Annotated in this window: 20 protein-coding genes; 10 read left to right on the top strand and 10 right to left on the bottom strand. The window is 73.5% G+C overall.

Going from position 1 to position 25,459, the window contains the following annotated elements; genetic code table 11:
- The first annotated feature begins 4 nt into the window (after positions 1–4).
- The 3 genes from DTL70_RS18745 to DTL70_RS18735 all read left to right on the top strand — a co-directional run bounded on the left by DTL70_RS18745 (position 5) and on the right by DTL70_RS18735 (position 3,639).
- The gene (locus DTL70_RS18745; protein ID WP_114023093.1) at positions 5–874 is read left to right on the top strand and encodes an endo alpha-1,4 polygalactosaminidase; all 870 of its coding nucleotides are present in this window, start codon (positions 5–7) and stop codon (positions 872–874) included.
- 345 nt (positions 875–1,219) lie between these two features.
- Positions 1,220–2,797, top strand: a complete 1,578-nt coding sequence (locus DTL70_RS18740) for an acyl-CoA synthetase (RefSeq protein WP_114023092.1) — start codon at positions 1,220–1,222, stop codon at positions 2,795–2,797.
- 278 nt (positions 2,798–3,075) lie between these two features.
- Positions 3,076–3,639 carry a DUF3291 domain-containing protein gene (locus DTL70_RS18735; protein ID WP_114023091.1) on the top strand — a complete coding sequence of 188 codons (564 nt, stop codon included), beginning with the start codon at positions 3,076–3,078 and terminating at the stop codon, positions 3,637–3,639.
- On the opposite strand, the gene DTL70_RS18730 is transcribed toward DTL70_RS18735, so the two are convergent.
- Positions 3,596–4,450, bottom strand: a complete 855-nt coding sequence (locus DTL70_RS18730) for a helix-turn-helix transcriptional regulator (protein WP_114023090.1) — start codon at positions 4,448–4,450, stop codon at positions 3,596–3,598. The two genes, DTL70_RS18735 and DTL70_RS18730, sit on opposite strands and share 44 nt — an antisense overlap.
- Before the next feature lie 101 nt (positions 4,451–4,551).
- Here DTL70_RS18730 and DTL70_RS18725 point away from each other — a divergent pair, with 101 nt between their 5' ends.
- Positions 4,552–5,541 carry an aldo/keto reductase gene (locus tag DTL70_RS18725; RefSeq protein ID WP_114023089.1) on the top strand — a complete coding sequence of 330 codons (990 nt, stop codon included), beginning with the start codon at positions 4,552–4,554 and terminating at the stop codon, positions 5,539–5,541.
- A gap of 635 nt (positions 5,542–6,176) precedes the next feature.
- A complete protein-coding gene (locus DTL70_RS18720) occupies positions 6,177–7,955 on the top strand; it encodes a CoA transferase (RefSeq protein WP_245979456.1) in 1,779 nt (592 codons plus the stop codon).
- A gap of 43 nt (positions 7,956–7,998) precedes the next feature.
- Here DTL70_RS18720 and DTL70_RS34360 read toward each other — a convergent pair whose 3' ends face one another.
- On the bottom strand, positions 7,999–8,601 hold the full coding sequence (locus DTL70_RS34360) for a hypothetical protein (RefSeq protein WP_245979455.1): 603 nt from the start codon (positions 8,599–8,601) through the stop codon (positions 7,999–8,001).
- Between the two features lie 127 nt (positions 8,602–8,728).
- Complete coding sequence (locus tag DTL70_RS18710) at positions 8,729–9,280, bottom strand: glycoside hydrolase family 25 protein (protein WP_114023088.1); 552 nt, start codon at positions 9,278–9,280, stop codon at positions 8,729–8,731.
- Between the two features lie 268 nt (positions 9,281–9,548).
- Here DTL70_RS18710 and DTL70_RS18705 point away from each other — a divergent pair, with 268 nt between their 5' ends.
- From DTL70_RS18705 to DTL70_RS18690, 4 genes are all read left to right on the top strand, one after another.
- Positions 9,549–10,598 carry an LLM class flavin-dependent oxidoreductase gene (locus DTL70_RS18705; RefSeq protein WP_114023087.1) on the top strand — a complete coding sequence of 350 codons (1,050 nt, stop codon included), beginning with the start codon at positions 9,549–9,551 and terminating at the stop codon, positions 10,596–10,598.
- A 226-nt stretch (positions 10,599–10,824) separates the two neighbouring features.
- Complete coding sequence (locus DTL70_RS18700; protein ID WP_114023222.1) at positions 10,825–11,250, top strand: OsmC family peroxiredoxin; 426 nt, start codon at positions 10,825–10,827, stop codon at positions 11,248–11,250.
- 76 nt (positions 11,251–11,326) lie between these two features.
- Positions 11,327–12,223 carry an Fpg/Nei family DNA glycosylase gene (locus tag DTL70_RS18695; protein WP_114023086.1) on the top strand — a complete coding sequence of 299 codons (897 nt, stop codon included), beginning with the start codon at positions 11,327–11,329 and terminating at the stop codon, positions 12,221–12,223.
- A 51-nt stretch (positions 12,224–12,274) separates the two neighbouring features.
- The gene (locus DTL70_RS18690) at positions 12,275–13,477 is read left to right on the top strand and encodes a saccharopine dehydrogenase family protein (RefSeq protein ID WP_114023085.1); all 1,203 of its coding nucleotides are present in this window, start codon (positions 12,275–12,277) and stop codon (positions 13,475–13,477) included.
- 61 nt (positions 13,478–13,538) lie between these two features.
- On the opposite strand, the gene fabF is transcribed toward DTL70_RS18690, so the two are convergent.
- The 6 genes from fabF to DTL70_RS18660 form a co-directional block, all read right to left on the bottom strand.
- Entirely contained in the window at positions 13,539–14,810 is a 1,272-nt protein-coding gene (fabF, locus tag DTL70_RS18685) for a beta-ketoacyl-ACP synthase II (protein WP_342776503.1), read from the bottom strand.
- Between the two features lie 98 nt (positions 14,811–14,908).
- Positions 14,909–16,948 (bottom strand): oxidoreductase, encoded by a 2,040-nt coding sequence (locus DTL70_RS18680; RefSeq protein ID WP_114023084.1) that lies wholly within the window; start codon positions 16,946–16,948, stop codon positions 14,909–14,911.
- 137 nt (positions 16,949–17,085) lie between these two features.
- Positions 17,086–17,913, bottom strand: coding sequence for a 1-cyclohexenylcarbonyl-CoA reductase (gene chcA, locus DTL70_RS18675; protein ID WP_114023083.1), 828 nt, complete (start codon positions 17,911–17,913; stop codon positions 17,086–17,088).
- Positions 17,910–19,064: an acyl-CoA dehydrogenase family protein gene (locus tag DTL70_RS18670; RefSeq protein ID WP_114023220.1), complete on the bottom strand. Its 1,155-nt coding sequence runs from the start codon at positions 19,062–19,064 to the stop codon at positions 17,910–17,912. Before DTL70_RS18670 ends, chcA begins: the two co-directional genes overlap by 4 nt.
- Positions 19,065–19,099: 35 nt before the next feature.
- On the bottom strand, positions 19,100–22,171 hold the full coding sequence (gene aroA, locus DTL70_RS18665) for a 3-phosphoshikimate 1-carboxyvinyltransferase (RefSeq protein ID WP_114023082.1): 3,072 nt from the start codon (positions 22,169–22,171) through the stop codon (positions 19,100–19,102).
- A 646-nt stretch (positions 22,172–22,817) separates the two neighbouring features.
- On the bottom strand, positions 22,818–23,282 hold the full coding sequence (locus DTL70_RS18660) for a YchJ family protein (RefSeq protein WP_114023081.1): 465 nt from the start codon (positions 23,280–23,282) through the stop codon (positions 22,818–22,820).
- A gap of 123 nt (positions 23,283–23,405) precedes the next feature.
- Here DTL70_RS18660 and DTL70_RS18655 point away from each other — a divergent pair, with 123 nt between their 5' ends.
- Complete coding sequence (locus DTL70_RS18655) at positions 23,406–25,088, top strand: L-lactate permease (protein ID WP_114023080.1); 1,683 nt, start codon at positions 23,406–23,408, stop codon at positions 25,086–25,088.
- A 65-nt stretch (positions 25,089–25,153) separates the two neighbouring features.
- Here the strand turns inward: DTL70_RS18655 and DTL70_RS18650 are convergent, their stop codons facing one another.
- A complete protein-coding gene (locus DTL70_RS18650) occupies positions 25,154–25,357 on the bottom strand; it encodes a cold-shock protein (RefSeq protein WP_114023219.1) in 204 nt (67 codons plus the stop codon).
- Positions 25,358–25,459 lie beyond the last annotated feature (102 nt).

The following is a 25,459-nucleotide window of genomic DNA, read 5'->3' as shown; positions in this document are numbered from 1 at the left end:
CCGCATGCGCACCACACTCCCTCTCACCGCCCGGCGGAGCCAGCGGGCGGTGGCGGTCGCGCTCGCCGCCGTCCTCACGGCCGTGGCCCTCGCCGGCTGCTCCGGCGCGCGGGGCGCGGCCTCCCCCGACGAGGGCACGCGGGAGGCGGCCAAGGGGATGCAACGGCCGCCGGCCCGTGCCGGGTTCGACTACCAGATCGGCGGCGGCTACCCCTCGCCTTCCGGCGTGCGCGTCGTCTCCCGGGACCGGGGCGACAGCGCGCAGCCGGGGAAGTACAACATCTGTTACGTCAACGCCTTCCAGGCGCAGCCCGACGCGCTCGACTGGTGGCAGCGGCACCATCCCCGCCTTCTCCTGCGCGGCGAGGACGGCGAGCCGGTGCTGGACCGCGAGTGGGACGAGGCGCTGTTCGACCTTACGACGGCCGAGCGGCGCGAGGCGCTGGCGCGCCTCGTCGGCCGGTGGATCGACGGCTGTGCCGACAAGGACTTCCAAGCGGTCGAGCTGGACAACCTCGACTCCTACGAGCGCTCCGGCGGCCGGCTCGGCCACGCCGACAACGCCGCGTTCGCCGCGCTGCTGACCCGGCGCGCACACCGGGCCGGGCTGGCGGCGGGCCAGAAGAACGCGGCGGAGCTGCTGCCCCGGCGCGCCCGCATGGGCTTCGACTTCGCGGTGACGGAGGAGTGCGGGCAGTACGACGAGTGCGAGCAGTACGCGGCGGCGTACGACGACCGGGTGCTGGATGTCGAGTACGGCGCCAAGGGGCTGGCGGCGGCGTGCCGCCAGTGGGGCGATCAGATATCGGTCGTCCGCCGCGATCTGGATGTGCTGCCCGAGGGCCGCGAGGGCCACGTGTCCGAGCGCTGCTGAGGTGGGAGCTGCTCGCCCGAGGTGGGACGGGCTGCTCGTCCCCGTGGCGGGGTGGGGGCGAGCGGCCCGGGGCTCGGACGGAGTGCACCTGCGGGCACGGGCGATGCGACCGCGAGTAGGGGCAGCGCGGTCGCGAGTACGCGCAGCGCGGCTACGAACAGGGGCAGGGCCCGATCATCGGCGCGGGCAGCACGGGCAGCACGGGCAGCACGGGGGCGGGCCCGAGCAGGGGTGCCGACGGGGTGCCCGCGGGGTGCCGGCGGAATGTCGGCGGTGGTGACCCGGGAGCGGCACGGCGCGACACTGGGTTGATGCCCTGTCAGGACCGTTGGAGGGACACCGCCCATGTACCCGGGAGTCCACGCGTCCGCTCGAGGCGACAAGCCCGCCGTCGTCGTCGCCCGCACGGGGCGGATGGTCACCTACCGGGAGTTGGAGGAGCGCTCCCTCCGGCTCGCGAACCACGTACGCGCGGCAGGCCTGGTACCCGGCGATCATCTCGCGCTGGTGTCCGACAACGACCCGCGCTGCCTGGAGGTCTACTGGGCGGCGCTGCGCTCCGGTCTCTACGTCACCGCCGTCAACAGCCATCTGACGGCCGACGAGGCCGCCTACATCGTGCGGGACTGCGGAGCGCGGGTGCTGGTCGTCTCGGCGGCACTGCCCGAACTGGCGGCCGCGCTGGTGTCGCGCACGCCGCAGGTGCGGGAGCGGCTGGCGTACGGGCCCCTGGAGGGTCTGCCGGGCGAGGCGGCCGCCTACGACGACTACGAGCGGGTGCTGGCGGCGGCGTCACCTCAGCCGCCCGCGCGCCAGCCGCGGGGTGCCGACATGCTCTACTCGTCGGGAACCACGGGCCGCCCCAAGGGGATCCGGCCGCCGCTGTCAGGTGACGACCTCACCGACTCGCCCCATCCGCTGGCCGTGCTCTTCTCCGAGCTGTACGGCTTCGACACCGACACCGTCTACCTCTCCCCCGCTCCGCTCTACCACGCGGCGCCGCTGCGTTTCTGCGCGGTCGTCACCGCGGCGGGCGGGACGGTGGTACTGATGGACGCGTTCGACGCCGCCGGGGCCCTGGAGGCGATCGAGCGGTACCGCGTCACTCACAGCCAGTGGGTGCCGACGATGTTCGTCCGCATGCTGAAGCTGCCCGAGGCGGAGCGGGCGCGCTACGACGTGTCCTCACTGCGGGTGGCGATCCATGCCGCCGCTCCGTGCCCCGCCGAGGTGAAGCGCCGCATGATGGAGTGGTGGGGCCCGGTCCTGTACGAGTACTACGCCGCGACGGAGGGCAACGGACTGACCGTCATCACCCCCCGGGAGTGGCTGCGCAAGCCGGGTTCGGTCGGCAGGTCGGGGCCGCTGGGCGAGGTGAGGGTCTGCGCGGACGACGGTACGGAGGTGGCGGCGGGGACGACGGGGACCGTCTACTTCGCCCGCGAGGAACTGCCGTTCACCTACCACAACGATCCGGACCGCACCGCCGAGGCCCGGCATCCGCTGCATCCGGCGTGGACGACGACGGGGGACATCGGCCATGTCGACGAGGACGGGTATCTCTTCCTCACGGACCGTGCGGCGTTCACGATCATCTCGGGTGGCGTGAACATCTATCCGCAGGAGATCGAGGACTGCCTCGCTCTGCATCCGAAGGTCGCCGACGTGGCCGTGATCGGCGTGCCGGATGCGGAGATGGGCGAGTCGGTGCACGCCGTCGTCGAGGCCGAGCCGTCGGCTCCCGCGCGTCCGGAGGGCCCGGGAGGTTCGATCGAGCCGGGGCTCGAAGACGAGTTGCTGGCGTATCTGCGGGAGCACCTCGCCGGATACAAGGTGCCCCGCTCGCTGGAGTTCACCGACCGTCTGCCGCGTACCCCCACGGGAAAGCTCGCCAAGGGAGCCCTGCGGCGGGCGCGTCGCTGAGCGTCGGTGAGACCTGCGAGCGGTAAGCTGCGTTCTCAGTGGTCGGCGCCATGGATTTTTCAGGGTTCTCCGCGCTGCCGGTAGAAGGCCACTTGGGCGGGGAAACGCAGCTTCGACAGGGCCCGCACAGGCAGCAACCTTCACCCGCGTTCTCGGCTGTCCTCGGCGATCGCCCACGGTCGCGCCGGAGTTCCTTCGGGGGTGGGCCACCCGCGACGGGGTGCGTGAGCCACACCCCGCGGCTCCTCGCCCTCGCACCGCCCACCAGGGAGAGAACCATGCCCTATCTTGCACTGTACACGTTCGGCGTACTGAAGTCACCTCTCGCTGACCCCGGACCTCTCACCCGCGAGTTCCACGACAGCGGAGAGGCCATCTACCGGAAGATCAGTCAGCACCCCGGGTACCTCGCTCATGCTGAAGCGGCGGACGGCGACCGGGAGTCCTACTTCGGCCTGGACTGGGGTGTGTGGGGGGAGTTCGCCGTACCGGCCTGGTACGGCAAGGGCCGTACGGTGGAAACCACAGCGCTGGCCGCGACCCTCTCACTCTGGACCGGCCTGCGCCCCGCCTTCGACGCCATCTACACCGGTCTGCACCGTGAGGCTCTGAACAGGCGTGAGGACTGGTTCGAGAGGACGGGGCACCCGGGTCACGTGTTCTGGTGGGTCTCCGACAGCGTGACACCCACCTGGCAGGACGGCGTTTCCCGGCTGGAACACCTCCACGACCACGGCCCCGCGCCGCACGCCTTCACCTTCCACCGCGCGTTCGCCCCGGACGGAACTCCGACCAGGGTCAAAGACATCGGGCCGCGGAGCGACCGTGCTGCGGTCCGATGACGCGCAGTAGTTCGAGCTTGTCCCGCGCGTCGGTGCCCTCCAACGGGAACAGCGCCACGACCTTCAGGTCCTCTTCCGGGGTCAGCAGCACCTCGCAGTTCAGGTGCAGCGTCCCCACCTCGGGGTGGAACACGCTCTTGCGGTCGGAGCGGCGCACGGAGACCTCGTGCCTGTCCCACAGGGCACGGAACTCGGCGCTGCCGCGGCGCAGAGCGTCCACCAAGGCGGCCACGTCCGGATCGGCGCCGCGTCGCGCGTACGTGGCCCGCAGGTTGCCGACGTGCGCAGCCGAGAGGCGGGGCCGGTCCGCGGGCGGGCACCGCTCCTGAAAGTCGGGGTCGGTGAACCAGCGCCAGCACAGGTTGCGCGGGCGGCCGGCGGCGCGGGGCATCGGCCCCAGCACGCTGTCGGCGAGCCCGTTCTGCCACAGCGTCTCGTCCAGGTCGGTGCAGATGCACACCGGCACGTCGGTGAGGTGGTCGGCCAGGCTGATGAGTCCCGGACGCACCTGCCGGCCCGCGCGCCGGGACGGCGGACTCAGCCCGGCCAGGTGGAACATGTGGTCGCGTTCGTCCAGATCGCAGCGGAGGGCGAGGGCCAGCGCCGCCACGATCGACGTGGACGGGCGCGGCCCGCGGCACTGTTCGATCCTGGCGTAGTAGTCGCTGGACATACCGGCCAGTTGCGCCACCTCCTCGCGGCGCAGGCCCGCGGCACGGCGCCGCGTTCCCGCGGGCAGGCCGACATCGGCCGGGCGCAGGGTGTCGCGGCGTCGGCGGAGGAAGTCGGCGAGCCCTGCGCGATCTGTCATGCCTCCCATTGTCCGCGGCCGCGCCCCGGCCATCCAGGGACAGGCTGTCCCTGGATGGGCCGGACCTGGTACCGGACCGGGACCCGGCCCACGGTGAGGGCATGACATCGACACTCCGCACCGCTCGACTCGGCGACTCCGGCCCCACCGTCACCTCCCCCGCCCTGGGATGCCTGGGCCTGTCCGGCGGGTACGGCCCCACCGATGACGAGGAGGGCGTACGCACCGTCCGCGCCTACCTCGACGCCGGTGGCACCCTCCTCGACACCGGCGACTTCTACGGCTCGGGACACAACGAATGGCTGATCCGCCGGGCGCTGAGCGGCCGTGCCAGGGAGGACGTGGTTCTCTCGGTCAAGTTCGGCGCCCTGCGCGGGCCGGACGGAACACCGGGCGGCAACGACGCCCGCCCCCGGTCCGTGCACAACTTCCTGAGCTACTCGCTGCAACGTCTCGGCGTCGACCACCTCGACGTCTACCGGCCCGCCCGCCTCGACCCGGCCGTGCCGATCGAGGACACCGTCGGCGCGATCGCCGAGATGGTCGAGAAGGGCTACGTGCGCCACATCGGTCTGAGCGAGGTGGGAGCGGACACGATCCGCCGCGCCGCCGCGGTCGCACCGATCTGCGACGTGCAGATCGAGTACTCGATGCTGAGCCGGGACGTCGAGGACGAGATCGTGCCCGTCTGCCGTGAGCTGGGCGTCGGTATCACCGCCTACGGTGTCCTCTCCAGCGGTCTGATCGGTGGCAGCGGGACGCCCGGGGCGAAGAGGGCGGCCTTCCCGCGTTTCCAGGGTGCCAACCTCGAACACAACGCCGCGCTCGTCGCTCCGCTCCGTGAGCTGGCGGCCGAGAAGAACGCCACCGTCGCGCAGCTGGCCATCGCGTGGGTCGCGGCGCAGGGTGACGACATGGTGCCGGTGATCGGCGCGCGCAGGCCCGAGCAGGTCGCGACGATGACCGACGCCACCCGCCTCTCGCTGACCGGGGACGACCTGGCCCGGATCGAGGCCCTGGTCCCCCGGGGCGCGGCGCGCGGCGCGCGGTACCCGGCCCCGCTCATGGCGGAGCTCGACAGCGAACGCTGAACGACATGGCCCTCGCGCTGCGGTGTGCCTCGCGAGGCGGTGGCCCTTGCGGGGCGGTGGCCCTCACCGCCCGGCGGACCCTCGCCACGCGGCCCTCGCGCCACGGCGTACGGCACGGGCGCCACGTCGGACAGGCGCCCCGGCGAACGGGCGAGCGCCACGGCGTCCCGGGTCCACGCCCGGGGCTGCCCCACCCGGGGGCCCGGGCCCAGGGCGCGGCCCGGGAGCCCGGGAGCCCGGGCCCAGGGCGCGCCCAGGCCCCCACGCGGCCACCCGGCCACCCGGCCGCACAGCGGCCCCACTCCACGGCCCGCCCGCCCCGGCCGGGGCGATCCCGGTCGGGGTCCCGCCCCGGCGGGCACCACCCCGCGGGCACCGCCCCCGAGGGAGCCCCCGCGGCATAGGGCCCGGCACGGCACCCGCACGGAGTAGTCGCCCGCGCGGACCGCGGCACTCTCGCGCGCCGTCCCTCTCGGGCACCCGCCCGACAGAGCGGCCCGCCGCCCACCGCCGTGTGCTGCGCCGCAGACCTCGTTCCGGGCCCTGCGCCCCGGCCCGGGCGACGGCATGCGGCCGCGACCTTGGGCCCCCTCACCGCCCCGCCGTCCCGGCCTTCGGTGCCTTCGGGTGTGAAAATGCGTGCCATGGATCAGTTTTCTGCTGCGGCCGGGAAGCCCGCGTCGCCGGGGGACCTGTCCGCGCGCGGCCCCGCGAGCGCCGGACAGTTCGACACCGAGTTCGAACCGGGCGGACCGGCGTCCGCCGCGTTCACCGCCGGCGCCTCCGGCCGGGTGTCCGGTGCGGCCTCGGGCGTCTCGGACCCTGCGTCCGAGCAGGACGCCGTGGAGGGGCGGCGGAACGGCACCCCGTCCGGAGCGGCGCAGGCGTGGGCCGCGCTGGGCGGTGACCCCGCTCTCTTGGGGCGGGTCTCCTACGAGCGCCGCCCAGGGGTGCTCCCGTCCGCGCTGCCCGTGCGGGAACTGGCCTCCGCGGCGGTCGCCGTCTGCTCGCTCGCCGCGGCCGAGTTCTCCTGCGTACGGGCGCGGAGCGCGCTTCTGCCGCCGGTACGGGTCGATGACGGCGCGGTGGCGACGGCCTTCCACAGCGACCGGCTGGTCCGTATCGACGGGCACGGCCCGGCCGCCTTCGCACCGCTGTCGCGCTTCTGGCGTACGGCTGACGGCTGGGTCCGCACCCACGCCAACTACCCGCACCACCGTGCCCGCCTGCTGTCCGCGCTGGGCATGCAGGACCACGGCCCGGCCGAGGACGAGGCGGCGGCGGGCCGGGTGGCCACGGAGCTGGCGAGCCGCCGGGCGCGGGAGGTCGAGGAGGTGGTGTTCCGGGAGGGCGGTCTGGCGGTGGCCGTCCGCACGCCCGAGGAGTGGGTGGCGCATCCGCAGCGGCAGGCGGTCGCGGCCGCCCCGCTGGTGGCGGTGGGCGGTCTGGACGCGGCGCCGACGCCGGCCCTGGAGGGCCCGCCGGGCCCCGGCGGACTGCGGGGGCTGCGCGTCCTGGACCTCACCCGGGTGCTCGCGGGCCCGGTCGCGACCCGCACGTTGGCGCTGCTGGGCGCCGACGTGCTGCGCGTCGACGCGCCGGAGCGGCCCGAGTTCCCCGGTACGCACGCGGACACGGGCCTGGGCAAGCGCTCGACGCTGCTGGATCTGTCCAGCCGCGCGGGGCAGGCGACGTTCGAGGAGCTGCTGGCGTCGGCGCACGTGGTGGTCACCGGCTACCGGCCCGGCGCGCTGGACCGGTTCGGGCTGGCGCCCGAGTCGCTGATGGACCGCCGCCCCGGCCTCGTGGTGGGCCAGCTCAGTGCCTGGGGTCCGGCGGGGCCCTGGCAGCGCCGACGGGGCTTCGACAGCCTGGTGCAGGCGGCGACGGGCATCGCCGCTGTGGAGGCCGCGGAGAGCGCGGGCGGGGACTCCTCTTCGCCTGATCTGGTCCCTGGGGCGCTGCCCGCGCAGGCGCTCGACCACGGCTCCGGCTATCTGCTGGCGGCGGGGCTGCTGAGGGCGCTCACCGAGCAGCGCACCGGGACGGCGGGGTCACGGCTGGTACGGCTCTCGCTGGCGCGTACCGCCCACTGGCTGCTGCACGACCTGCCCGGGGCCCCTCTCTCGGATGCCGCCCGCCAAGGCGCCGGCGGGGCCGCGCCCGGAGGGGCGGGGACGGTGCGTGGGGCTCAGGCGGCGGCCGAGCCGCCGCTCGACCACGCGCCGTGGCTGGCGGAGGCCGACAGCCCGCTGGGCCGACTGCGGTACGCGTTGCCGGCGGTCGGTTTCGGAACGGCCGCGCGCGCGGGCGGTCCCAGGGAGGCGGGGGGTACGCCGGACGCCGCGTGCAGCCCCCGCGACTGGGCGCGCGTGCCGGGTCTGGTGGGCGGCGACTCCACCGAGTGGATCTGAGCGCCGGGGCCGTGGCGCCGACGGCCGTGCCCGGCCGTGCGGGTCACACCAGCCATTCGCCGAACACCACGAGTACGAAACCGGCCGCCAGCACCGCGGTGGCCACCCGTGTGCGGCCTCTGCGGCTGAGGGCGATGGCGGTCCCGGAGAGGATCAGCGCCAGCCCGTAGAAGCCGACGGTCAGCACGGAGGGGGCGGCCCCCAGCCGGACGGCGAGGGCGACGGCGACGGCCAGCATGACGACGGTGGACAGAACGATGCGTATGCGCCGCGCCTGTCGCGGCGTCAGCGACGGGCGCTCCTCCTCGGCCGGGCCGTCGCCCTCCACTGCCGGCCGCTGGTCCTCCTCGGCCGGGTACTGCTCCCGCGCCGCACGCTCAGCGCTCGCCGCACGCCCCTGGTCGGCAGCGCGCTCGGCACCCGCCGCACGCCCGGGCCCGGTCTCCGGGGCGGGGCTCGCCGCGGCCCGGGCGCTCCCGGCCACGGAGGTGCGCCCTTCGGTGGGGGCGCCCTCCGTGGCGGCGCGGCCCTGCGGGGGTGTGCGTTCCGCCGCGGGGGTCCGCTCGTTCGTGCGTATCCGTTCGTCGGCGGGGGCCTCCGTGCGGGCGTGGGGGGACGGGGACGAGGGCGAGTTGGCTTCCGGCATGAACGGGAGCGTATCGGCAGCCGGCGTCGGGTGGGACCCTCGGCCGCCGTCGGCGACGCTCGCCCCGGCGGCGCGGGCTCCCCTGCGGGCCCCCATCCCCGCGTGCGAGGCGCGGTGGGGCGCGCGGCTACTTCTTGCCGCCCGCCCAACTGCGCAGCGCGTCCCGGCTGTCGAACTCGCCCAGGTTCGTGTCGATGGGGTCGCTGGTGTACTGGTGGAAGCGCCACCGGTGTTTGACTCCCGGCTCGCCGGGCTTGCCGTTGTAGTGGGCGATCCACAGGCCGTCTCCCGCGAACGAGGTCTTGTCGCGGTTCAGCCAGAAGTCCACGTTGCAGTAGAGCACGACCTTGTGCTTGGGGGCCTTGTCCTGGACGTACTTGATCCACTCGTCCTTCTCGTCGTTGCCGACCCCGGCGTCCTCCCAGTCGAGTGCCAGCATGTCGCCCGCGACGAGGTCGATCTTCGAGAGGAAGTAGTCGGCCTGTTCCTTCATGCTGCCCGGCCTGACGAAGTGGTAGAAGCCGGTGACCAGTCCCGCGTCGCGGCCGGTCTTGCGCTGCGCGACCCACTTGGGGTTGGTGTAGGACTTCCCCTCCGTGATCTTGATGAAGACGAACTCCATGCCCTTCGTGCTGTAGTCCTCCGGCTGGTAGGAGGAGACGTCGATTCCCTTGATCATGATGGTGGGCCACCCACTTCCTTCTCACTCTCCGAATGAGGCTGGTTACTCTTCGATACCCGCTGGGCGTCACACCGTACCGCCGCGGAAGCCGCGGGACGTACGGAAGTTGTTGTACGGGGTGCCCAGTCGTCCGGCGCGTCGTCGCACACAACTCTCGCGGGGCGCGCGCCCCCTTGGCACAATCTGCCCGGTCCGCACACCACTCCTCGCGCCTTCCGGCACGGGCTGAGGCCCCGCCCGGTGCCGGCGGCAGGAAAGGTGGCTCATGAAGTTCAGTTACGCGATGCTTCCCGACTGCCCCCTCACCGAGTCGCTCGAGGCGATCCGCCTCGCCGACGAGCTGGGGTTCCACGCGTGTTACGCAGCCGACGAGACCTGGCACAAGGACATGTGGCTGCTGTTCGCCGCGGCGGCGGGATCGACCACGCGCATCCGTCTGGGGCCCAGCGTCTCCCCCGTGACGCTTCGGGAGCCCTCGTTGATCGCGCAGGCCGTCGCCACGCTGGACGAGCTGTCCGACGGGCGTGCCGAAGCGGTGCTCTCCAGCGGCAACTTCGGGCTCCTCGCCCAGTACGGCATCGACTGGCAGCGCACCAGGCCGCTGTCCCGCACCAAGGAGGCGCTCGCCGTCGTGCGCACGCTCCTCGACGAGGGCGCGATCACCCGGCAGGGTGAGTTCTACTCCTACGAGGGGCTGTTCACCTTCGCCCGTCCTGTGCAGCAGCGGGTGCCGCTCAAGCTCGGTGCCATGCGCGGGCCCCGGTCCTTCGAGGCGGCCGGTGAGCTGTCGGACGGCTGCCACCACGCCCTCAGCTACACCCGTGACGCGTACGAGTACGCCGTCCGGCACATCAGGGCGGGGGCGGAGCGGGCGGGCAAGGACTGGCGTGCGCTGGACATCGGCGCGTGGGTGGTCTTCGCGACGGGTCCCGACTCGGCCGCGGCCAAGGACGCGGCCCGCAGCATGGTGGGCATCTACGCGTCTTCGATGCCCGCCGAGCAACTGGTCCGCAACGGCGTCGACCCGGCCGAGCTGAAGCCGGTGATCGACGCCATCGGCGCGGGCGACCTGGCCCGCGGCATCGAGTTGACCACCGACTCGCTGACCGAGCGGCTCTCGGTGTCCGGCACGCCCCGGGAGTGCGCGGCCAGGATCCGGGACGAGATCGCACCGGCCGGTGTCAACCACGTGATCTGCGCCGTCACCGACCGGGCCCTGGTGCGGGCCTTCACCGGGCGCGATCTGGAAGGGGTGGCGGATGCCGCGACTCAGCTGAGGGCGATCCACGACGAGATCATGCCCGCCTTCGCCTGAGTCCGGGAACGGCGGCGGGGACCGCGGCGACGCCGAGGGGGAGGGTGACCGGGGACGACCGGGTTGACCGCCCTCCCCCTCGGCGCGTCGGGAGGTGTCGCCGACGTGGTGAAGGCGCAGGATCGGGTACTGCGAGACTGGCACGGGGTGTCCAGCGCCGGGTGCGGAATCCGGCTCGGGCGCGCCCCGTGCCTGTTGACACCGATGTGAGGAAAGAGTGATCACCATGGCCACCACACGCACCGCCCACACCGTCTGGAACGGCACCTTGCAGGAGGGGGCGGGGGCCGTCACCTTCGACTCCTCGGGCATCGGCGAATACCCCGTCTCCTGGGCCGCGCGCGCCGAGGAGCCCGGTGGCAGGACCAGCCCGGAGGAGCTGATCGCGGCCGCGCACTCCAGCTGCTTCTCGATGGCGCTCTCCAACGGGCTGACCGGCGCGGGAACCCCGCCGTCCAGGCTGACCACCAAGGCCGCCGTGGACTTCCAGCCGGGTACCGGCATCACGGGCATCCATCTGACCGTCGAGGGCGAGGTTCCCGGCATCGACCAGGCCGCCTTCGACGCGGCCGCCGCGGACGCCGCGCAGAACTGCCCGGTCAGCCAGGCGCTCAAGGGCACCACGATCACGCACGAGGCCACGCTGGCCTGAGGGCGGGCCCCAAGGGCCGGGGCGGTCTCGCGGCGAGGCCGCCCCGGCGTTCTCGCTTCTCGCGGAAGGAGACACCGTGCCGGAGCTTCCCGAGGTCGAGGCGTTGTCCGGCTTCCTGGACGAGCGGCTGACCGGGCGGTCCGTGTGGCGCGTGCTGACGGTCGCCGTGAGCGTGCTCAAGACGTACGACCCGCCCGTGCAGACGCTCGAAGGGAGCACCTTCACGGGGGTGCGACGGGCGGGGAAGTTCCTCGACATGGCGGCGGACGGCGGGCCGGCGGGCGCTGTGCACCTGGTCGTCCACCTGGCCAGGGCGGGGTGGCTGCGGTGGCAGGAGGCGCTGCCCGCCGCGCCGCCGCGCCCCGGCAAGGGTCCGCTCGCGCTGCGTCTCGAACTGGCCGACGTCTCCGGCGGCGCCGCCTCGGGTGAGGGCTTCGATCTGACGGAGGCGGGCACGCAGAAGCGGCTGGCCGTCCACGTGGTGAGCGACCCGCGGCAGGTGCCCGGCGTCGCCAGGCTCGGGCCCGATCCGCTGGCACCGGAGTTCGGCCGCGAGGCACTGGCGGCGCTGCTCGGGGGCCGGCGCCAGCAGATCAAGGGCCTGCTGCGGGACCAGTCGGTCGTCTCCGGGATCGGCAACGCCTACTCGGACGAGATTTTGCACGCGGCGCGGATGTCGCCGTTCAAGCTGGCTGCCGACCTGTCCGAGGAGGAGGTCGACACGCTGTACGCGGCGCTGCGGGACACGCTCGCCGATGCCGTCGAGCGGGCGCGCGGGGTGCCGGCCGCCGGGCTCAAGGCGGGCAAGCGGCTCGGGTTGCGGGTGCACGGCCGCGCGGGCGAGGCCTGTCCGGTGTGCGGGGACACCGTCCGCTCGGTCTCCTTCCGGGATTCGACGCTGGAGTACTGCCCCACTTGTCAGACCGGGGGCAGGCCCCTCGCCGACCGTCGGATGTCCCGTCTGCTGAAATGAGGGACGGCACCCTACTGATCGGTAAGAGACGCTCGTCCGGAGGAGATCGCCGTGGAGACTGGGACAGCTGAGCGCGGGGCGCGGGAGTTCGACATCGTCCTGTTCGGGGCCACCGGGTTCGTGGGAGAGCTGACGGCACGCCACCTGGCCGCGCACGCGCCCGAGGGGTGCCGCTGGGCGCTGGCGGGACGCAGCCGCGACAAGCTCGCGGCCCTGCGCGCGCGGCTGGCCGCCGACCATCCCGCCGCGGCCGACGTCCCCCTGGTCACCGCCGACGCGGCCGACGCGGGTTCCGTGGCGGACCTCGCCGCCCGCGCCCGCGTGGTCGCCAGCACCGTGGGTCCCTACATCCGCTACGGGACCCGGCTGGTCGCCGCCTGCGCCGAGGCCGGCACCGACTACCTGGACCTGTCGGGCGAGCCGGAGTTCGTGGACCTGATGTATCTGCGGCACCACTCCCGCGCCGAGGAGACCGGGGCGCGGCTCGTGCACGCCTGCGGCTTCGACTCCGTCCCCCACGACCTGGGGGTGCGTTTCACCGTCGAACAACTGCCCGAGAACGTACCGCTCAGCGTTGACGGGTTCGTACGTTCCAACGCCATGATCTCCGGCGGCACGTTGGCGAGCACCCTGCTCGCCTTCGCGCGCGTCGACCGGATGGCCCGCGCCGCCAAGGCCCGCCGCGCCGCCGACCCGCGCCCGGCGCACCGCGTCATCCGCACGCCGACGGGCACCGTGCGCCGCGACGAGGAGCTGGGCGTGTGGGCGGTACCGCTGCCCACCCTCGACCCGCAGATCGTCGGCCGTTCGGCCGCCGCGCTGGAGAGGTACGGGCCCGTCTTCACCTACCGCCACCACGCCGCCGTCAAGCGGCTGCCGCTGGTCGCGGGCGGCCTCGCGGGCGCGGGCGGGCTCTTCGCCGCCGCCCAACTGCCCGCGCTGCGGCGCTTCCTGTCCGCACGGCTGGCTCCGGGACAGGGCCCCGACGAGGCGCGCAGGGCCCGCAGCTGGTTCTCGGTGCGGTTCGTGGGGCGGGGCGGCGGCCGCCGCGTCGTCACCGAGGTCGCGGGCGGCGATCCCGGCTACGACGAGACGGCCACGATGCTCGCCGAGGCGGCCCTGTGCCTGGCCCACGACGACCTGCCGCCCACGGCGGGCCAGGTGACGACGTCGGTCGCCATGGGCGAGGCGCTCACCGCCCGGCTGGTCCGCGCGGGCCTCGAATTCAGGGTGCTGGAGGACTCGCCGGAGTGAGGCGCCGGGCGGTCCGCCCCCACGGGGCCCGGCGAGCCCAGCAAGATCCCAACGAGAGGCCCTAGGGATGCCGCGCGCCCCGCGGCGCCCGGAGCACGGCCACGACGTTCTGGCCGCCGAACCCGAAGGCGTTGACCACGGCGGTGCGCACGTCGGTCTTGCGCGCGGTGTGCGGGACGTGGTCGAGGTCGCACTCGGGGTCGGGGGTGTCCAGATTGATGGTCGGCGGCACCGCACCGTCCCGCACGGCCAGCGCCGCGACCATCGCGGAGAGCGCTCCGGCGGCCCCGATCATGTGTCCGACCATGGACTTGGGCGAGCTGACCAGCAGCCCGTCCGCCGCCTCGCCGAAGACGGACCGCACGGCCTGGGTCTCCAGCCGGTCGTTGATCCGCGTCGCGGTGCCGTGCGCACAGATGTAGTCCACCTCGCCGGGGGCGGTGTGCGCCGTGGCCAGGGCCCGCCGCATCGCGGTGGCCGCGTGCTCGCCCGAGGGGTGCGGTGCGCTGACGTGGAAGGCGTCCGAGGTGAGGGCGCCACCTGCGATCTCCAGGTAGGGCCGCGCGCCCCGGGCCGCCGCGTGCGCGGCGGACTCGACGACGAAGACGACGGCGCCCTCGCCGAAGACGAACCCGTCGCGCTCCGCGTCGAACGGCCGGCTCGCCCGCTCGGGCGCGTCGTTGCGGGTGGAGAGCGCGCCCATGGTGCTCAGCCCGGTGAACATGACGGGGGTGAGGGCCGAGTCGGTGCCGCCGGCCACCACGACGTCGGCCTCGCCCGCCAGGATGGTGCGGCGCGCCTCCAGCAGCGCGTGGATGCCGCTGGCGCAGGCGAGGGCCGAGGCGTTGACGGGGCCGTGGGCGCCCAGGTCGATGGCGACCTCGCAGGCGGGCATGTTCGGGATCACGGAGGAGACGAAGTAGGGGCTGACCTTGCGCGGGTCCTCGTGCCGCTGGTCGGTCGCCGCCTCGATGCCGGGGAAGCCGGCCACCGCGTTGTTGATCTGGACGCCGACGCGGGCGTCCGGATCGCCGTCCACGGCCAGCGAGGCGTCCCGTGCGGCTTCCCGCGCCGCGACGACGGCGTACTGCGAGAAGCGCTCGGAGCGGCGGAGGCGCTTGCGGTCGAAGTGCTCTTCGGGGCGGAAGTCCTTGACCTCGGCGGCGATGCGGGTGGGAAGGTCGCGCGCGTCGAAGCGGGAGATCTCGGCCACGCCGGATCTGCCGGCCAGCAGCGCCTCCCAGCTGGTCTCCCTGTCGTTGCCGACGGGGGTGAGGGCGCCGATGCCGGTGACGACCACGGCGGGTTCTGCGGGGTGGTGGGACACGGTCACGCTGCTGCTTTCGTCGCGGTTGCGGTTGCGGTTGCGGGGGGACGGACGGGGTTCGGGGGCGAAGCCCCGGGGACGGGAGGGAGGGGACGGGCGGGGCTTCACACGGTCGCGGTACCCAGCCGGTGGGCGGCTGCCAGGCCTTCGGCGGTGGCGCGCACCGCGTTGACCCCGGCCGCGTCGCGTGCGCCGCCGACGGCCTCGAAGGGGACGCCGGCGGCCCGCAGCGCGTGCACGGCCGCGCGCTCGGGCTCCTGCCCGGTGGCGCACACCACCGAGTCGGCGGGGAGCAGTCGCTCGGCTCCGTCGGCGCCCCGGACCACCACGCCTTCCCTGGTGATCTCGCGGTATCCGACGCCGGTCACCATTTCGACGCCGTGGGCCCGCAGCGCGGACAGGACGACCCAGCGGGTGCTGGGCCCGGTCCCCGCGCCGATCCGGGGGCCGCGCCTGACGAGCGTCAGCCGGTGCCGCGCCGTGGGGGCCTCGGGGGCGGGGCCCTCACCGAGGCCGTACGCGGCGTAGAACGCCTGCGGGGTCGCGGGCGTCCGCTCTCCGGTGAGCAGGTGCGCGAGGTCCATCGCGATGCCGCCGCCGCCCAGGAGGACGACGCGTTCGCCCAGGGTTTCGGGGCGGGCGAAGGCCTCGGGGTAGGTGAGGGTGTGCAGGAGGGGCCAGCCGGGGATGTCGGGGAGCCTGGGCTGGACGCCGGTGGCCAGGACGGCCCCGTCGAAGCGGCGCAGGAGTCCGACGTCGCCCAGGCCGAGTCGCCGCCCGAGGTGCACGCGTACGCCCAGCCGGGCGAGTTCGGCCGTGAAGTAGCGGACGGTGGCGGCGAAGTCCTCCTTGCCGGGGACCTGCCGGGCGAGGCGGAACTGCCCGCCGAGCTGCTCGTCCTCCTCGAAGAGGTCGACGCGGTGGCCGAGCGCGGCGAGCGCGCGTGCGGCCTCCAGCCCCGCGGGGCCGCCGCCGATGACGGCGAAGGAGCGGGGCGGGTGGGTCCCGGGCTGCTCGGGGAATTCCCGTTCGTGTCCGGCGCGCGGATTGACCAGGCAGGAGACGCGTTCGGTGCCGAACGAGCGGTCGATGCAGGCTTCGTTGCAGGCGAGGCAGACGTTGACGAGCGCGCTGCGCCCCGCGGTCCACTTGGCCGGCAGGTCCGGGTCGGCCAGGAGGGGCCTGGCCATGGAGACGTGGTCGATGCCGCCGCCGCGCAGCAGGCTCTCGGCCTGGTCGAGCCCGACCACCCGGTTGGAGGCGATGACGGGCACGTCCGCGTACCCGGCCGCGCACAGCGCCTTCTTCACGGCCTCGGCGTAGGGGGCCCAGGTGCCGGGCGGCACGGCGGATTGCACGGTGGGGACGCGCGACTCGTGCCAGCCGACGCCGATGTCGAGGGCGGCGGCGCCGCCTTGGGCCAGGGCGACGGCGAGCGCTTCGGTCTCCTCCTGGGTGCTGCTGCCGGGGACCAGGTCGGCCCCGGAGATGCGGAAGAGCACGGGGAAGCCGTCGCCGGCCGCCTCGCGTACGGCGTGCAGCACCTCGAGCGGGAAGCGGCGGCGGCGTGCGGCGTCGCCGCCCCACGCGTCGTCGCGCAGGTTGGTGACGGGCGAGAGGAACTGGTTGATCAGGTAGCCCTCGGAGGCCATCACCTCGACGGCGTCGTAGCCGAGGTCGCGCGCGGTGGCCGCACCGCTGGCGAAGTCGCGGACTGTTTCGCCGATTTCGGTCTCGGTCAGCGCGCGGGGCGTGGTCCGCGAGAAGCGGCTGTGCACTGCCGACGGCGCGACGGGTGCCGGGCCGCTCGCGCCCGTGAGGGCGTAGCGTCCCGCGTGGAAGAGCTGGAGGGCGATCTTTCCGCCCTCCTCGTGCACGGCGTCGGCGGTGCGGCGCAGCACGGGGTGGTGCGCGGGGTCGTTGACGTGGCTGTAGCCGGGGCCGCCGGCGGCGACGGTGCTGACGGCCGAGCCGCCGGTGATGATGAGTCCGGCTCCGCCGCGGGCCCGTGCCGCGTAGAAGGCCGCCAGTGCGGCGCCTCCGTCGTCCAGGTTCTCCAGGTTGAGGTGCATCGCCCCCATGACCAGGCGGTTCGCGACCCGGAGCGAGCCGATGGCGCCGGGCCGAGTGACGTGGGTGAACACGCGGGACTCCTCGGTGTGGTGCGTGCTGGGCCGCGCCGGGCGCCTGCCGGAGGGGGTGGGCGGGCGCCCGGCGGGCCGTCATGCGGACCGCTGCGGGGCGCGGTCGGCCGTCCAGGCCGCCGCGGGGGCGCGGTCGGTCATGCGGGGCGCTGCGGGCGGGGCGGGAGGCGCAGTTCGCCTCCCGCGTCGGCGAAGAAGGGCGGTGCGACGGCGCTGAGTCCGCCGTCGACGACGAGCGTCTGCCCCGTGATGTACTCCGACTCGGGCGCCAGCAGGAAGGCCAGCACGTCGGCGACCTCACCCGCGGTGCCGGGGCGGCCCTTGGGAATGCGGTCGAGGACGGTGCTCATCTCGGGCATGCCGGGGACGTCGTAGAAGAACTCCAGCGAGTCGGAGTCGATCAGCCCGCCGTTGACCGCGTTGACGTTGATGCCGTAGGGCGCGAACTCCAGCGCCATGTAGCGCACCCACGCCTCGAGGGCGGCCTTCATCCCGCCGAGGGCCGCGTAGGTGGGGTAGGCGTGGCCGGACCCGTAGGAGGACAGCGTCACGATGCGGCCGCCGTCGTCCATCAGCTTGACGGCCTCCTGTGCACCGAGCACGAAGGGCCGCAGGTTCATGGCGTAGGAGCGGTCGAGGTGGTGGGGCTTGAGGTCGACGATGTTCTTGAACGCGCTGGCCGCCGCGTTGGAGACGAACCAGTCGAGCCGCCCGCAGCGCCTGGCGACCTCGTCGAAGAGCGCGGTGACGCCCTCGGGGGTCTCCACGTCGGCCTGGACGGCGAAGCCGCTGCCGCCGAGGGAGGCGATGTCGGCGACGGTCTTCTCGGCGAGGTCGGCGTTCTTCTTGTAGTTGACGGCGATGGTGGCGCCCTCGCGCCGGGCCAGCGTCAGCGCCAGCTCGCGGCCGATGCCTCGCGAGGCTCCGGTGATGAGTGCGACCTTCGGGGTCTCGGTGTCGGTCACGGGTTCCCTCCCTTAGTGTGTGCGCGCAGCAGTTCGCGGAAGACGACGGTCTTCTGGATCTCGTTGGTGCCCTCTTCGAAGCGCTGGGCGCGCGCGTCGCGGTAGACGCGTTCGATGGGGCTGGTCTTCCAGTAGCCGAGGCCACCGTGCACCTGGAGCGCGTTGTCGGTGACGCGGGTCAGCATGGAAACGGCGGTCATCTTGGCCATGGAAGAGAGCATGGAGGCGTCCTCGCCGCCCTCCTCGAAGGTGCGTGCGGCGTGCATCACCAGCTGCTTGGCGGCCTCGATGTCGGCGGCGTTCTCGGCGAGCATGAACTGGACGGCCTGCCGCCTGCTGAGCTTCTTGCCGAAGGTGTGGCGGCGCTCGGCGTAGTCGAGGGCGAGTTCCTGGGCGCGCTGTGCCAGGCCGACGCAGCTCATGCCGACCGAGATCCGCGAGGGCGTCAGGAAGCCGCCGAGCGCGACGTCGAGCCCCTCGCCTTCCTTGCCGAGCCGGTTGGCGACCGGCACGGGGGTGCGCTCGAAGCGGAGGGTGGCGTGGTCGGTGCCGGTCACGCCCATGGTCTGGGAGGTGTCCTCGACGTGGACACCTGCGGCGTCGCGGGGCACCAGCAGCGATACGGTGCCCTCGTGTCCCGTGGAGCCCTCCACGCGCGCGGCGAGCAGGTAGTAGTCGCAGCGCACTCCGAAGGTGATCAGGTGCTTGTCGCCGGTGAGGCGGTAGGTGTCGCCGTCGCGGACGACGGAGGTGGTGATGTCGGCTCCGGTGCCGTTGCCCGGCTCGGTGAGGGTGAACGCGATCTTGATGTCGCCCTCGATGGCGGGCAGGACGAACTTCTTGCGCTGCTCGTCGGAGGCGAAGGGGTCCATGGCGCGCCAGATGCCGTTGACGACGTGGACGATCATCCTCAGGGAGCCGTGCGAGCGGGAGAAGATCTCCATCAGACCCATCCACTGGGTGAAGGAGAGCCCGTGGCCGCCGTAGGAGCGGGGCGCGGCCATGCGCAGGAAGCCCTCTTCGCGCAGTTCGGCCCACAGCTGTTCGGGCACCTGGCCGGTGGCCTCGATGCGCGCGGCCCACTCCTCGCCGGGGCCCCTCACCCACGCGGTGGCCTTCTGGCGCAGCCGCTCGTACTGCGCGGGCCCCACGCCCTGCTGTGCCGGCTGCGTGCCGTGCTGCTCACTCACTTGCCCTCTCCTTCTCCGCGCTGGGGGCGCAGGCCGCGGGCCCGCTCCCTGAGCACGAACTTCTGGATCTTTCCGACGTCGTTGCGGGGCAGCGCGTCCGCGACGGTCTCCAGCCGCTCGGGCCAGTACTGCTTGGCGACCTGGTGGGAGTCGAGGTACTTCTGCATCTGCTCGAACCCGAGGGGCGCGCCGCCGGGTTCGGGGACGACGAAGGCGCAGGCGCGCTCCCCGAGCCGTTCGTCGGGCATCGCGACGACGGCCACGTCGGCCACCGCGGGGTGGTCGTGCAGCAGTTGTTCGATCTCGGCGACGGGGATCTTCTCGCCGCCCCTGTTGATGACGTCCTTGACCCGGCCGGTGATCCGCAGGAATCCGGAGGCGTCGATGGTGGCGAGGTCGCCGGTGCGGTACCAGCCGTCGGCGGTGAGCGCTTCGGCGGTCAGGTCGGGGCGCTCCAGGTAGCCGTCGAAGAGGGTCGGGGTGAGGATCTCGTAGTGGCCCTCGGTGCCGCAGGGCAGTTCGGCTCCGCTCTCGTCGGTCACCCTGAGGCGGACGCCGGTGAGGGCACGCCCGTCGGTGCCCCAGCGCTGTGCCGGCTCGTCGCCGGGGCCCGCGAGGGAGGCCAGGCAGGTCTCGGTGGAGCCGAAGGCGCCCAGCACGGTGGTGCCCAGCACCCTGCTCGCGCGTTCGGCCAGGCCGCGGGGGACGGTGGCGCCGGTGGCGACGAAGATCCGCAGGTCCTGGGGGGCGCGTTCGCCGTCCTCGACGGCGCGCACGAGGTCCATCAGGAAGGGTGTCGCGGCCTGGACGAAGGTGGCGCGGTGCTCGCGCAGTGACCGCAGTGCCAGGGGCGCGTTCCACTCCGCCTGCACGATCTGCGGGACGCCGAGGACGAGCGCCAGCCACATGCCGTAGAGGAAACCGGTCTGGTGGGCGAGCGGCGAGGGGATCCAGATGGTGTCCGCTCCGGTCAGCCCGAGGTGCCTGATCTCCATGGCGACGGCGCGGCTGAGGGAGGCGGAGCGCTGGAGGACGCCCTTGGGCTCGCCGGTGGTGCCGGAGGTGAACAGGAGCTGGGTGAGGTCGTTGGGGGTGGGCACGCGGGCGGCCGGCGCCTCGGGGTCGACGGGGGTGGCGTCGAGCGCCGCGCTCCACTCGTGCCAGCGGACGCTCCCGCCCTCCCGGGCCGCGGCGGGGAGGGCGGCGGGGCCTTCTCCCGAGGGCAGGACGACGACGTGGGCGAGCCTGCCGACGTCGGTGCTGCCCTCGGCCACGAGCGCGGCGATCTCGGCGGCGTGCCGCCGGCCGCGGAAGTGGTCGGGCAGCAGCAGGACACGGGCCGAGGAGCGGCGCAGGGTGAAGGCGGCCTCCCGCTCGCGGAAGATCGGCATGATGGGGCAGCACAGCGCGCGGACGCGCAGGCAGGCGAGCGCGAGCGCGGTGAACTCCCAGCGGTTGGGCAGCTGGAAGGCGACGGCCTCCCCCGGCTGGACGCCCAGCCGCAGCAGCAGCGCGGCGATGTGCTCGCTGCGCTCGTGCAGCTGCCGCCAGGTGAGGGTGGTGGCGCCGCTCTCGCGTACGTCCACGAGGGCGGTGCCGTCCGGGTCGCGGGCGGCGCGGTCGGTGACGAGTGCGGGGAGGGTGTGCCTGGCCGCCTCGTCGGGGCGCGAGACGTCCACCGGGGTGCGGGGGGCCCGTGGGGTGCGGGGGTCGCGCGGGCGGCGGTCGGCACCAGGCCCTCCGCCGCTCTCGGCGGACGGCCTGGTGCCGCCTTCGACGGTCATGGGGATGCCGAGCGTGTTCATCGACTCCAGGAAGGCCGGGTAGGAGATCCGGTAGGCGTGGGGGTAGGTGAGGGTGGTGCGCCCGGAGGCGCGGGAGGCGGCGACCGCGAGGGACATCAGCACCCGGTGGTCGTTGAAGGAGGAGAGCCCGGTGCCCACCAGGCGCCGGGTGCCGCCGCTCACCCGCAGGGTCTCGCCCTGGAGTTCGAGCTCGCCGCCCATGGCGTTGAGCTGGAGCATGGCGGCGGCCCTGTCGGACTCCTTGAGCCGGGTGTGGGCCACGTGGTGGAAGACGGACTCGCCCTGCGCGAAGGTGCCGAGGGTGGCCAGGACCGGCAGCATGTCGGGGACCTCGCGGCAGTCGACCTCGACGCCCTTGAGGTCGATGCCGTCGTGCCGGACGCGGACGCCGCGCCCTGCCTCGTCCAGCTCCAGGGGGACGCCCATGGCCCTGGCGAGGTCGAGGAAGTGGGCCTCCGGGTGGTCGGCGGGGCCGCCGTGCAGCGTGTGCATGCCGCGCAGCAGCACGTCGGAGGGGTGAAGCGCGGCGGCGGCGAGTCCGAAGGCCGCGGAGCCGATGTCCGGCGGAAGGGTGAGGTCGCAGGGGGTGGCGTGCTGACCGCCCTCGATCTCGAAGCGCCGCCAGTCCTGTGAGACGGTCACCGCGAGGCCGAACTGCCGCATCATGGCCACCGTCAGCTCCAGATACGGCTGCTCGTTCAGCTCGCCCTCGACCTCGACGACGCTGGGTCCCGTGGCGAAGGGGGCGAGCAGGAGCAGGCCGGAGATCCACTGGGAGAGCGTGCCCGCGACGCGCACGTGACCGCCTGTGGGCCGCTTGTTCCGCACGTGCACGGGAGGGCATCCGTCGGCCGACTCCAGCTCGACGCCCAGGGTGCGCAGCGCGTCCAGCAGGGGGGAGACCGGGCGCCGCTTGAAGTACTTCTGCCCGGTGACGGCGACCGGCCGTTCGGCGAGGGAAGCGAGCCCGATCATGAAGTAGAGCGTGCTGCCGGAGCTGCCGGCGGAGACCGAGGCACGGCGCGGCCGGTAGGGACCACCGTGGACGACGAAGGAGTCGCCGTCGACGTCGACGCGGACGCCGAGCCCGCGCAGGAGCTGCACGGTGTACTGGACGTGCCGGGCGTCCGTGAGACCGCAGATCACACTGGTTCCCTCCGCGAGGGAGGCGAGGATCAGGGCGCGGTGCGCGTGGTACTTGGAGTTGGGGACCAGGACCTCGCCGGCCAGCGGCTGGCGTGTCCCTTTCACAAGAAGGTGCATATGGTGCGCTTCCCATACCCGTCTGTCACGGCACGGCGGGCGTGCCTAGGGCGGATGAAGATCGGTACGTTTCAGACCTCTGCGACATTTGGTGCGGATTTCCGCCGCGACGATCCTGACGACCGGCCTCGCGGTACGGGCGGAGCCGTGCCGCCGAACCCGTGGACCGACAACCTCACGGAGTAACGCCGCGCGCCACGACGGCATCGGGCACACCGGACGGCCCGCAAGCGGCGGGGAGCGGAATCCGGGCCCACCGGTGGACGTGCCGCCGCCGCGCACACGGGCGCGCTCCGCCGGAGCGGCGGGCGCCAGGACGCGCGGGGCAGCGGGGTCGGCGGCGCGCTCGGACCGCCGACGGGGAGGGCGCTAGGTCCGGCCGTCCGGCCCGGAGAGGCCCCCGTGCCCCAAGGGGCCTACCTGCCTCTGATGGCCCGCATGGCCCGAGAGGTCTGCGTGAGGAGTGAGAGCCCTCATCCGAGGGGACCCGCTGTGGCTGCTGTCGCGGCGCGTGGTCGTGGCAGGAGCCCCGTGGCGGGCGTCCCGGATGACGAGCTCGGCTGATGCGTGCTCGGTCATACCACCGGTATATCAGATGTATACGGCACCTAAGTAAGCACCCCCGGTGCCATGTCCTGACACTCCGTCAGGCCACGGCGCCGTCCAGGTAGACCCACGCCCCCTCCACCCGAACGAACCGACTGCGCTCCTCCTGCACTCCGAACGTGCCGTCGCCGTCCGCCCAGTGGGCCCGGAAGGTGACCGTGCCCTCGCTGTGGAACGCGCTGCCGCCCGTGGTGGCGAGGATCTCCAGCCCCGTCCACCGTGCCGGTCCTGCCGGGTCCAGCCGCGCGGGGCGCGTCTCGGGGTGCCAGGTGCGCCGCAGGTAGGCGGCGTCCCCCACCGCGAAGGCCGCGTAGCGCGAGCGCATCAGCTCTTCGGCGGTGGCGGGAGCCGACGCGCCGCGGTGGAAGGGCCCGCAGCAGTCCCCGTAGGCGGCGAGCCCGCAGGGGCAGGGGGCCCCGGGAGCGAGCGGCGCGGCCCCCTGGGCGACGGGGCGGGAGGTTGCGGCGGAGCGGCGGCCCCTGGGGGCGCCCTTGCGACGGGACATGAGCTCATCATGCCGGACCCCTGGACAGCGCGCCGATCCGGAATCAACCTTGCAAAACGATCAGTTCGAACCGGGGTGCGATCCTGCCCCGCCATGAGCGCTGTCCGAGGGCGAAGGGTGACCATGTACCGTCCCGACCTGTCCCCCGTGGCCGACTCCCTCGCGCTGTCCGCGCTGGTGGGCGCCCTGCCGCTGCTCACCCTCTTCGTCCTGCTGGGCGGTCTGCGGCTCAAGGCGCACTGGGCGGGGCTCGCGGCGCTGGGCGTCTCCGTTGTGGTGGCGGTGGGCGCCTACGGCATGCCGGTGGACCTGACCCTGCTCGCGGGCGCAGAAGGCGCCGCCTTCGGCCTCTTCCCGATCATGTGGATCGTGCTGGCCGCCCTGTGGGTGCACCAGTTGACCGTCTCCAGCGGACGGTTCGACGACCTGCGCCGGGCCTTCAACCTCGTCAGCGACGACCCCCGCATCCAGGCCCTGATCATCGCCTTCTGCTTCGGCGCCTTGCTGGAGGCGCTGGCCGGCTTCGGGGCACCGGTGGCGATCACCGGCGTGATGCTCATGGCGCTGGGCTTCTCCCCGGTGCGGGCCGCCGTCACGGTATTGGTGGCCAACACCGCGCCGGTCGCGTTCGGCGCCATCGCGACGCCGATCATCACCGCGGGCAGCCTCACGAAGATCGACTACGAGGACATCGGCGCCTACGTCGGACGGCAGACCCCCCTGCTCGCGCTGTTCGTGCCGCTGCTGCTGGTGGCGCTCGTGGACGGCGTGCGGGGCATGCGGCAGACGTGGCCCGCGGCGCTGGTGTGCGGCGGGGCGTTCGCGGTGGCGCAGTTCGTCAGCTCCAGCTACATATCGGTCGAGCTCACCGACATCATCGCCTCCCTGGTGGCACTGGCCGCCGTCGTCGTCTTCCTGCGCGTGTGGCAGCCGGGCGACGGGGAGCGCGTGCGCCGCAACCTGCGGGAGGCGGCCGAACGCGAGCGCCAGGACGCGGGCGACGCCGGTCCGGCGCCCGAGGTCGCCGCGTCGGCGCAGCCGGAGGGCGGGGGCACGATGACCGGTGCCCGCGTCTGGATGTCCTTCGTCCCCTACCTCGTGGTCATCGCCGTCTTCTCCGTCGCGAAACTGCTGGACCCGGTCAAGGAGTTCCTGGCCGACAGCGACGTGGCCGTCCGCTGGCCGGGGCTCGACGGCCACGTGCTCACGGCCGCGGGCGAGCGCTCGTCGACCACCGTCTACGTCTTCCCCTGGCTCTCCTCCCCCGGCTCGCTGCTGGTGCTGTGCGGGATCGTGGTGGCCGCCGTCTACCGCGTGCGGGCGCTGGAGGCCGTGCGGGAGTTCGGACAGACGGTGCTGACGCTGCGCTGGGCGCTGCTGACGGTCGGCTCGGTGCTGGCGCTCGCGTACGTGATGAACCTGTCGGGCCAGACCATCACCATCGGGACCTGGATCGCCGGCGCGGGGGCGGCCTTCGCCTTCTTCTCCCCGCTCCTCGGCTGGCTGGGCACGGCCGTGACCGGCTCTGACACCTCGGCCAACGCCCTGTTCGCCACCCTCCAGCAGACGGCCGCGGGCAAGGCGGGCCTGGATCCGACGCTGCTGGTCGCCGCCAACACCTCGGGCGGCGTGGTCGGCAAGATGATCAGCCCGCAGAACCTGACCATCGCGGCGACGGCCGTCGGCCTGCTCGGCAAGGAGGCGGTGCTCTTCCGCAAGGCCGTCGCCTGGAGCCTGCTGCTGCTCCTCGCCATCTGCCTGCTGGTCCTGCTCCAGTCGCACGTGCTGGCGTGGATGCTGCCGTGAGAACGGCGCTGGGGCCCGCACCTGACCGGTGCGGGCCCCAGCGGGGTGTCTCGACGCGTCGCGTCTCAGACGGCGGTGATGTTCTCCGCCTGCGGGCCCTTCTGGCCCTGCGTGACGTCGAACTCGACCTTCTGGCCCTCGTGGAGCTCACGGAAGCCCGTGGCCGCGATGTTCGAGTAGTGGGCGAAGACGTCGGCGCCGCCGCCGTCCTGCTCGATGAACCCGAAGCCCTTTTCCGAGTTGAACCACTTCACGGTGCCGGTTGCCATCTTCTTCTCCTTCAGGGTGGCTGGGAGCCGCACACCTCGCGCGGCTCCGCGTCGCCGCAATGACCCCCTCCAGAGTGACTCCGGAAAAAACAGAACGCGCCC

It is taken from the genome of Streptomyces diacarni (assembly GCF_003323715.1).
Classification (GTDB): domain Bacteria; phylum Actinomycetota; class Actinomycetes; order Streptomycetales; family Streptomycetaceae; genus Streptomyces; species Streptomyces diacarni.
This window is presented reverse-complemented; position numbering and strand designations above follow the sequence as displayed.